The organism is Pseudomonas sp. B14(2017) (assembly GCF_002113255.1).
GTDB classification, from domain to species: domain Bacteria; phylum Pseudomonadota; class Gammaproteobacteria; order Pseudomonadales; family Pseudomonadaceae; genus Aquipseudomonas; species Aquipseudomonas putida_Z.
Window position 1 is genome coordinate 57,728 of sequence record NZ_NEJY01000028.1, and the last position, 7,673, is coordinate 65,400.

Below are 7,673 nucleotides of genomic sequence, written 5' to 3' on the forward strand. Positions count from 1 at the left end.
AGGCAACACAAGGCCGCACCCTGATCAAAGTTGGCAAGCACATTGCATTCCTGTGAGTAAAGTAAGTTTCCCATGCGGAATCATTGCCCCTTACCCAGGAGTGTTCAACCCATGTTGCCAGCAGAAACCCAGCGCACCCTCGATCAGCACGGCATCAAGTACGTGCTGGCGCAGTTCGTCGATATCCATGGCTCGGCGAAGACCAAATCGGTGCCGGTCTCGGGCCTGAAGATGGTGGCCGAGGAGGGCGCCGGCTTTGCCGGGTTCGCCATCTGCGGCATGGGCATGGAACCGCACGGCCCCGACTTCATGGCCCGCGGCGACCTTTCCACCTTGATCCCGGTACCGTGGCAGCCGGGTTACGGCCGGGTGGTGTGTGTAGGCCACGTAAACGGCCAACCCTGGCCCTACGACAGCCGCTACGTGTTGCAGCAGCAGGTGCAGCGCCTGGCCGACAAAGGCTGGACCCTGAACACTGGCCTTGAGCCCGAGTTCAGCCTGTTCCGCCGCGACGAGGACGGCAAGCTGCAACTGGTGGACGCCTCCGACAACCTCGACAAGCCGTGCTACGACTACAAGGGCCTGTCGCGCTCGCGGCTGTTCCTCGAGCGCCTGACCGAGGCGTTGCAGCCGGTGGGCTTCGACATCTACCAGATCGACCACGAGGACGCCAACGGGCAGTTCGAGATCAACTACACCTACAGCGACGCCATGGAGTCGGCCGACCGCTTCACCTTCTTCCGCATGGCCGCCGGCGAGATCGCCAACGACCTGGGGATGATCTGCTCGTTCATGCCCAAGCCCGACCCCAAGCGCGCCGGCAATGGCATGCACTTCCACCTGTCGCTGGCCAGCAGCACCAACAAGAACCTGTTCCATGACCCGTCCGACAGCAGCGGCATGGGCCTGTCGAAGCTGGCCTACCACTTTGCCGCAGGCCTGTTGGCCCATGGCCCGGCGCTATGCGCCTTCGCCGCGCCCACGGTCAACTCGTACAAGCGCCTGGTGGTCGGCCGCTCGCTATCCGGCGCCACCTGGGCCCCGGCGTTTGTCGCCTACGGCGCCAACAACCGCTCGGCGATGGTGCGCATCCCCTATGGCCGCCTGGAGTTCCGCCTGCCGGACGCTGGCTGCAACCCGTACCTGGTCACCGCCGCGATCATCGCTGCCGGCCTCGATGGCATCGACCGTCAGCTGGAGCCGGGCGAGATGTGCAACGAGAACCTCTACAAACTGAGCCTGGAAGAGATTGCCGCACGCGGCATCAAGACCTTGCCGCAGTCGTTGAAGGAAGCCGCCGACGCCCTGGAGGCCGACCCGCTGTTCCGCGAAGTGCTGGGCGCCGAGATCGTCGACGAGTTCATCAAGCTCAAGCGCATGGAGTGGGTGGAGTACTGCCGCCACGTCTCCGACTGGGAAATCCAGCGTTACACCGAATTCTTCTGACCGCCCCCAATCCCTTGGGCGGCCAGCACGAACGCGGTCGCCCACTGCCTAGTAAGGAGCATCACCATGTGTGGAATCGTAGGTCTGTACCTGAAAAAGCCCGAGCTGGAAGCCCAGCTCGGCAAGCTCTTCGAACCCATGCTCGAAGCCATGACCGACCGTGGCCCGGACAGCGCCGGCTTTGCCATCTACGGCGACGAAGTGGCCGATGGCTGGGTCAAGCTGACCCTGCAGGCCACTGACATCAACTACCCCTGGGCGGCGCTGATGGGGCAGCTGGAAGGGCGCCTGGGCTGCTCGCTGGACTGGTTCCAGAACGCCAGCGCCGCCGTGCTCAAGGTGCACACCAACGAGGCATCGGCCCGCCAGGCTTTGAGCGAACTGGCCCCTGACGTGCGCATCATGAGCGCCGGGCAGAGCATCGAGATCCTCAAGGGCATGGGCCTGCCGGCGGAAATCTCCAGCCGCTTCGGCCTGGCCGGCATGAAAGGCAGCCACATCATCGGCCATACCCGCATGGCCACCGAAAGCGCCGTGACCATGGAAGGCAGCCACCCGTTCTCCACCGGCGCCGACCTGTGCCTGGTGCACAACGGCTCGCTGTCCAACCACTTCCGCCTGCGCCAGGAGCTCAAGCGCGAAGGCATCAGTTTCGAGACCGACAACGACACCGAAGTGGCCGCCGGCTACCTGACCTGGCGCCTGCAGCAGGGCGACAGCCTGGCCCAGGCCCTGGATGGCGCCCTGGAAGACCTGGACGGCTTCTTCACCTTCGCCATCGGCACCCGCAACGGCTTTGCCGTGATCCGCGACCCGATCGCCTGCAAGCCCGCCGTGCTGGCCGAGACCGACGACTACGTGGCCATGGCCTCGGAGTATCAGGCGCTGGCCAGCCTGCCGGGCATCGAGAACGCCAAGGTCTGGGAACCGGCCCCGGCCACCCTGTACGTCTGGGAACGCGAAAGCGCCTGACCTGCCACCGAACCACTGGAGAACCACATGAAGACGATCGACCTTTCCAGCACCTCGGTGCGTGTCCTCAACCAGTCCTTGCACGGTGAGGTGCAGGACCACGAATGGCGGGTGACCCACCCCGACGGCAAGCACAACCTGGCCGTGGGCATCAACGCCGCCGTGGCCGTGGATATCGAAGGCCACGCCGGCTACTACTGCGCCGGCATGAACCAGCAGGCCAGCGTCACCGTGCATGGCAACGTCGGTGTCGGCGTGGCCGAGAACATGATGTCTGGCTCGGTGCGGGTCAAGGGCAGCGCCTCCCAGGCCGCCGGCGCCACAGCCCATGGCGGGCTGCTGGTGATCGAGGGTGATGCCGGCGCGCGCTGCGGTATTTCCATGAAGGGCGTGGATATCGTCGTCGGCGGCAGCATCGGCCACATGAGCTGCTTCATGGGCCAGGCCGGGCGTTTGGTGGTGTGTGGCGACGCCGGCGATGCGCTGGGCGATTCGCTGTATGAGGTGCGCATCTACGTCAAGGGTGCGGTGCAGTCGCTGGGCTCGGACTGCATCGAGAAAGAGATGCGTGCCGAGCACCTGCAAGAGCTGCAGGAACTGCTTAACAAGGCCGGCCTGGAGCACAAGGCTGCCGATTTCAAACGCTACGGCTCGGCTCGCCAGCTGTACAACTTCAAAGTCGACAACGCCAGCGCGTACTGATCCAGGAGCATTCCCATGAGCGAGCAATTCCCCCCGGTACTGCGTGAGTCGGCCACCTTCGACCGCCTGACCATCCAGGAAATCCAGCGTGCCGCCGAAACCGGCATCTACGACATCCGCGGCGGCGGCACCAAGCGCCGCGTACCTCACTTCGACGACCTGCTGCTGCTCGGTGCCAGCGTGTCGCGCTACCCGCTGGAAGGCTACCGCGAGAAATGCGGCACCGATGTGCTGCTGGGCACCCGCTTCGCCAAGAAGCCGATCCACCTGAAGATCCCGGTGACCATCGCCGGCATGAGTTTCGGCGCGCTGTCGGCCAACGCCAAAGAGGCGCTGGGCCGTGGTGCGACCATCGCCGGCACCAGCACCACCACGGGCGACGGCGGCATGACCCCGGAAGAACGCGGCCAGTCGCAGCACCTGGTGTACCAGTACCTGCCGTCGCGCTATGGCATGAACCCCGACGACCTGCGCAAGGCCGATGCCATCGAGATCGTCCTCGGCCAGGGTGCCAAGCCGGGCGGTGGCGGCATGCTGCTGGGCATGAAGGTGACCGAGCGCGTGGCCGGCATGCGCACCTTGCCGATCGGCGTCGACCAGCGCAGCGCCTGCCGCCACCCGGACTGGACCGGTCCGGATGACCTGGCGATCAAGATTGCCGAGATCCGCGAGATCACCGACTGGGAAAAACCCATCTACGTGAAGATCGGCGCCAGCCGCCCGTACTACGACGTAAAGCTGGCGGTGAAGGCCGGTGCCGATGTGATCGTGCTCGACGGCATGCAGGGCGGTACTGCCGCGACTCAGGAAGTGTTCATTGAACACGTCGGCATCCCGATCCTGCCGGCCATTCCGCAGGCAGTGCAGGCGCTGCAGGAAATGGGCATGCACCGCAAGGTGCAGCTGATCGTCTCCGGTGGTATTCGCAATGGCGCCGACGTGGCCAAGGCCATGGCCCTCGGGGCTGATGCGGTGGCCATTGGCACTGCGGCGTTGATCGCGCTGGGTGACAACCACCCGCGGCTGGATGCCGAACTGAAGAAGATCGGTTCTGCGGCCGGTTTCTACGACGACTGGCAGAACGGCCGCGACCCGGCCGGCATTACCACCCAGGACCCGGAGCTGGCCAGGCGCCTGAACCCGGAGGAGGCCGGGCGCCGCCTGGCCAACTACCTGCGGGTGCTGGTGCTGGAGGCGCAGACCATGGCGCGGGCGTGTGGCAAGTCGCACTTGCACAACCTCGACCCGGAGGACCTGGTTGCGTTGACCGTGGAGGCTGCGGCGATGGCGCGAGTGCCGTTGGCGGGGACCGCCTGGGTGCCGGGGCAGGCGCAGTATTGAGTTGACCGTCGGGGGCCGCTTTGCGGCCCTTTCGCGACACAAGGCCGCTCCTACAGGGGACCGCGTATCGCCCCCCTGTAGGAGCGGCCTTGTGTCGCGATGGGCTGCAAGGCAGCCCCAGGGCACCCCCACCATTCACACAGGAGTGACTCCATGAAGTACCTCACCCTCGCTGTAATGTTGTTAGCCCTGACCACCCGGGCCCACGCCGCCGACCCCACCCTGGACACCGGCAACACCGCCTGGATGATCTGCGCCGCGATGTTCGTGCTGATGATGTGCATCCCGGGCCTGGCACTGTTCTACGGTGGCATGGTGCGGGCCAAGAACTTCCTCTCGGTCTTCACCCAGCTGTTCGCCGTTGCCGGGGTGATCGGCATTCTCTGGGTGCTGTTCGGCTACAGCCTGGTGGTAGACACCACCGGCATGGTCGAGGGGCAGTTGACCGTCAACAGCTTCATCGGCGGGCTGGGCAAGGCGCTGATGCTGGACATCGGCCATGACAGCCTGGTCGGTAGCATCCCCGAAGGCGTGTTCGCGGTGTTCCAGCTGACCTTCGCCATCATCACCCCGGCGCTTATTGCCGGTGGTTTTGCCGAGCGCATGAAGTTCAGTGCTTCGTTGCTGTTCATGGCCGCCTGGTTCGTGCTGGTGTACGCGCCGATCGCGCATATGGTCTGGGGCGGGCCGGGGGCATTGATGGTCAACTGGGGTGTGCTGGACTTTGCCGGCGGTACCGCCGTGCATATCAACTCCGGCGTGGCAGCGCTGGCTGCGGCGTTGATGCTGGGCAAGCGCAAGGGCTACCCGCAGGTGGCCATGCCGCCGCACAACCTCGGTTTCACCCTGGTGGGCGCCGGGTTGCTGTGGGTGGGCTGGTTCGGCTTCAACGTCGGCTCGGGGCTGGCGGCCAACCAGGCGGCGGGGGTGGTGATGCTGTCGACCATGGTGGCGGCCTGTGCGGGGATTGTCGGCTGGTTGCTGACCGAGAAGGTGGCGCATGGTCGGCCGACGGCCTTGGGTGCGGCTTCAGGGGCTTTGGCAGGGTTGGTCGGGATTACCCCGGCCTGTGCATTTGTCGGGCCGCTGGGCGCGCTGGTGATCGGGCTGTTGACCGGGGCCATCTGTTTCTTTGCCGTGACCCGGTTGAAGCAGGCGCTGGGCTACGACGACAGCCTGGATGTGTTCGGCCTGCATGGCGTGGGCGGAATGGTCGGCGCGATCCTTACCGGGGTCTTTGCCGCGCCTGCGTTGGGCGGTTATGTGGAGGGTGCGTCACCGGTCGGGCAGGCATTGGTGCAGTTGAAGGGGGTGGCGTTCACCTTCGTGTATTGCTTTGTGGTGAGTTGGGCGATTCTGGGGGCGATCAAGCTGACCATCGGGCTGCGGGCCAGCCGGGAAGAGGAAGAACAGGGGCTGGACCTGGCTGAGCACAATGAGCGGGCCTACAACCTCTGATTGATGTGTTGCCTGTACCGGCCTATTCGCGGGCTTGCCCGCTCCCACCGGGACACCACAGCCTTCGAGGCCGGTGACATCCTGTGGGAGCGGGCAAGCCCGCGAAGAGGCCGGCACTGGTGAATCAGTGCCCCATGGCCACCTTGGCACTCATCTGCCGGCGACGGTAGGCGCTGTCACGGCTGGCCAGCCACCAGTACAGCGGCGAAGTAACCGCCAGCCCCACCAGCCACGACAGGTCCGCTCCGTTGATATGCTCGGAAATCGGCCCGACATACAGTGGCGTGTTCATGAACGGGATCTGCACCACGATGCCCACGGCATAGGCGATCAGCGCCTGCGGGTTGTAGCGCCCGTAGATGCCGCCATCGACCTGGAAGATCGACTGGATATCGTAGTCACCCTTGTGGATGGCATAGAAGTCGATCAGGTTGATCGCTGTCCACGGCACCAGCACCACCAGCAGCACCAGCACCATGTCGACGAAGTGGCCGATGAAGTCCGCCGAGGCGAACACCGCCACCACGCAGCAGGCCGTCAGCACTACCAGCGACAGCACGGCGCGGCTCTTGGCGGTGGGGATCCAGCGGTGGGCGAAGGTTTGCACCAGGGTGATGATCGACAGCACTGCGCCATACAGGTTGAGGGCGTTGTGGCTGATCACGCTGAGCAGGAACAGCACCAGCATGATCGGGCCGAGGGTACCGGTGGCCAGCTTGACCGCGTCCATGGTGTCCATGCCGGCCGGGATCGCCAGCACCGCCACGGCGCCGAAGATGAACGACAGGCTCGAACCCAGGGCCGAGCCCAGGTAGGTGGTCCAGAACGTCGAGCTTACCTTCACGTCCGCCGGCAGGTAGCGCGAGTAGTCCGACACGTAGGGCGCAAAGGCGATCTGCCACAGCGCCGCCAGCGACACGGTGGCCAGCCAGCCGGCCAGGTTGAAGCCGCCGCGGGTGAGGAAGTCGTCGCTTTGCACGTGGCTGAAGATGTAGCCAAAGCCGACCACGATGCCGATACCCAGCACCCAGGTGCCGATGCGGTTGAGCACGTGGATGAAGCGGTAGCCGATGATGCCGATGATGCCCGAGCCCAGCGCACCGATGACGATGCCCACCGGTACCGGCACGGCATCGACCACGCCGTGCAGCGACTTGCCGGCGAGAACGATGTTGGAGGCGAAGAAGCCGATGTACATGACACCGGCGATCACCACCACCAGCAGCGCGCCGAGCGAGCCGAACTGGGCGCGGCTCTGGATCATCTGCGGGATGCCCATCTGCGGGCCCTGGGCCGAGTGCAGCGCCATCAGTACGCCACCGACCAGGTGGCCGACCAGGATGGCGACGATGCCCCATACCAGGTTCAGGTGGAACAGTTGCACGCCCAGCGCGCCTGTGACGATGGGCAGCGGCGCGATGTTGCCGCCGAACCACAGTGTGAACAGATCCCTTACCTTTCCATGGCGGTCTTGCGGGGGCACGTAGCCGATCGTGTGTTTTTCTATGAGGGGTGCCGAATTGGCTGCACTGGTCATGACTGACTCCAAGGCAAGGTAGGGCATCGGGAGCTGCCCGGGGGCGTGCCGGCGAAGGGCGACGCGTTCTTGTTGGAGCGATGATGCGGGGCGCGGGGATAACGAGAAATTAGTAAATATGTGCCCATAAACCTTAAAAAACCTAAGGCTGACAAAAGGTTAAGCGAGCGACGGTAGCAAGGAGGGTGCCAGGGGGCGGGAGGGCTTGGGCTAGAGG

Annotated in this window: 6 protein-coding genes; 5 read left to right on the forward strand and 1 reads right to left on the reverse strand. The window is 65.0% G+C overall.

Translation table 11 applies throughout. The annotated features are described in order from the left end of the window. Nucleotides 1–111: 111 nt before the first annotated feature. The 5 genes from glnT to CAG34_RS25415 all read left to right on the forward strand — a co-directional run bounded on the left by glnT (nt 112) and on the right by CAG34_RS25415 (nt 5,919). Complete coding sequence (gene glnT / locus CAG34_RS25395; RefSeq protein ID WP_085593132.1) at nt 112–1,446, forward strand: type III glutamate--ammonia ligase; 1,335 nt, start codon at nt 112–114, stop codon at nt 1,444–1,446. A gap of 66 nt (nt 1,447–1,512) precedes the next feature. Continuing rightward, complete coding sequence (locus tag CAG34_RS25400) at nt 1,513–2,418, forward strand: glutamine amidotransferase family protein (RefSeq protein ID WP_025338782.1); 906 nt, start codon at nt 1,513–1,515, stop codon at nt 2,416–2,418. A 27-nt stretch (nt 2,419–2,445) separates the two neighbouring features. Next, nucleotides 2,446–3,120, forward strand: coding sequence for a protein glxC (locus CAG34_RS25405; protein WP_075044959.1), 675 nt, complete (start codon nt 2,446–2,448; stop codon nt 3,118–3,120). A gap of 15 nt (nt 3,121–3,135) precedes the next feature. Next, complete coding sequence (locus CAG34_RS25410) at nt 3,136–4,461, forward strand: FMN-binding glutamate synthase family protein (protein ID WP_013973039.1); 1,326 nt, start codon at nt 3,136–3,138, stop codon at nt 4,459–4,461. Nucleotides 4,462–4,614: 153 nt separating this feature from the next. After that, on the forward strand, nt 4,615–5,919 hold the full coding sequence (locus CAG34_RS25415) for an ammonium transporter (RefSeq protein ID WP_085593134.1): 1,305 nt from the start codon (nt 4,615–4,617) through the stop codon (nt 5,917–5,919). A gap of 124 nt (nt 5,920–6,043) precedes the next feature. On the opposite strand, the gene CAG34_RS25420 is transcribed toward CAG34_RS25415, so the two are convergent. Beyond that, a complete protein-coding gene (locus CAG34_RS25420; protein ID WP_025338785.1) occupies nt 6,044–7,456 on the reverse strand; it encodes a cytosine permease in 1,413 nt (470 codons plus the stop codon). Nucleotides 7,457–7,673: the final 217 nt, after the last annotated feature.

What these genes read in the sequence shown, in the direction of transcription:
- glnT (WP_085593132.1), top strand. Translation starts at nt 112, where the DNA reads ATGTTGCCAGCAGAAACCCAGCGCACCCTCGATCAGCACGGCATCAAG.
- CAG34_RS25400 (WP_025338782.1), top strand. Translation starts at nt 1,513, where the DNA reads ATGTGTGGAATCGTAGGTCTGTACCTGAAAAAGCCCGAGCTGGAAGCC.
- CAG34_RS25405 (WP_075044959.1), top strand. Translation starts at nt 2,446, where the DNA reads ATGAAGACGATCGACCTTTCCAGCACCTCGGTGCGTGTCCTCAACCAG.
- CAG34_RS25410 (WP_013973039.1), top strand. Translation starts at nt 3,136, where the DNA reads ATGAGCGAGCAATTCCCCCCGGTACTGCGTGAGTCGGCCACCTTCGAC.
- CAG34_RS25415 (WP_085593134.1), top strand. Translation starts at nt 4,615, where the DNA reads ATGAAGTACCTCACCCTCGCTGTAATGTTGTTAGCCCTGACCACCCGG.
- CAG34_RS25420 (WP_025338785.1), bottom strand. Translation starts at nt 7,456, where the DNA reads ATGACCAGTGCAGCCAATTCGGCACCCCTCATAGAAAAACACACGATC.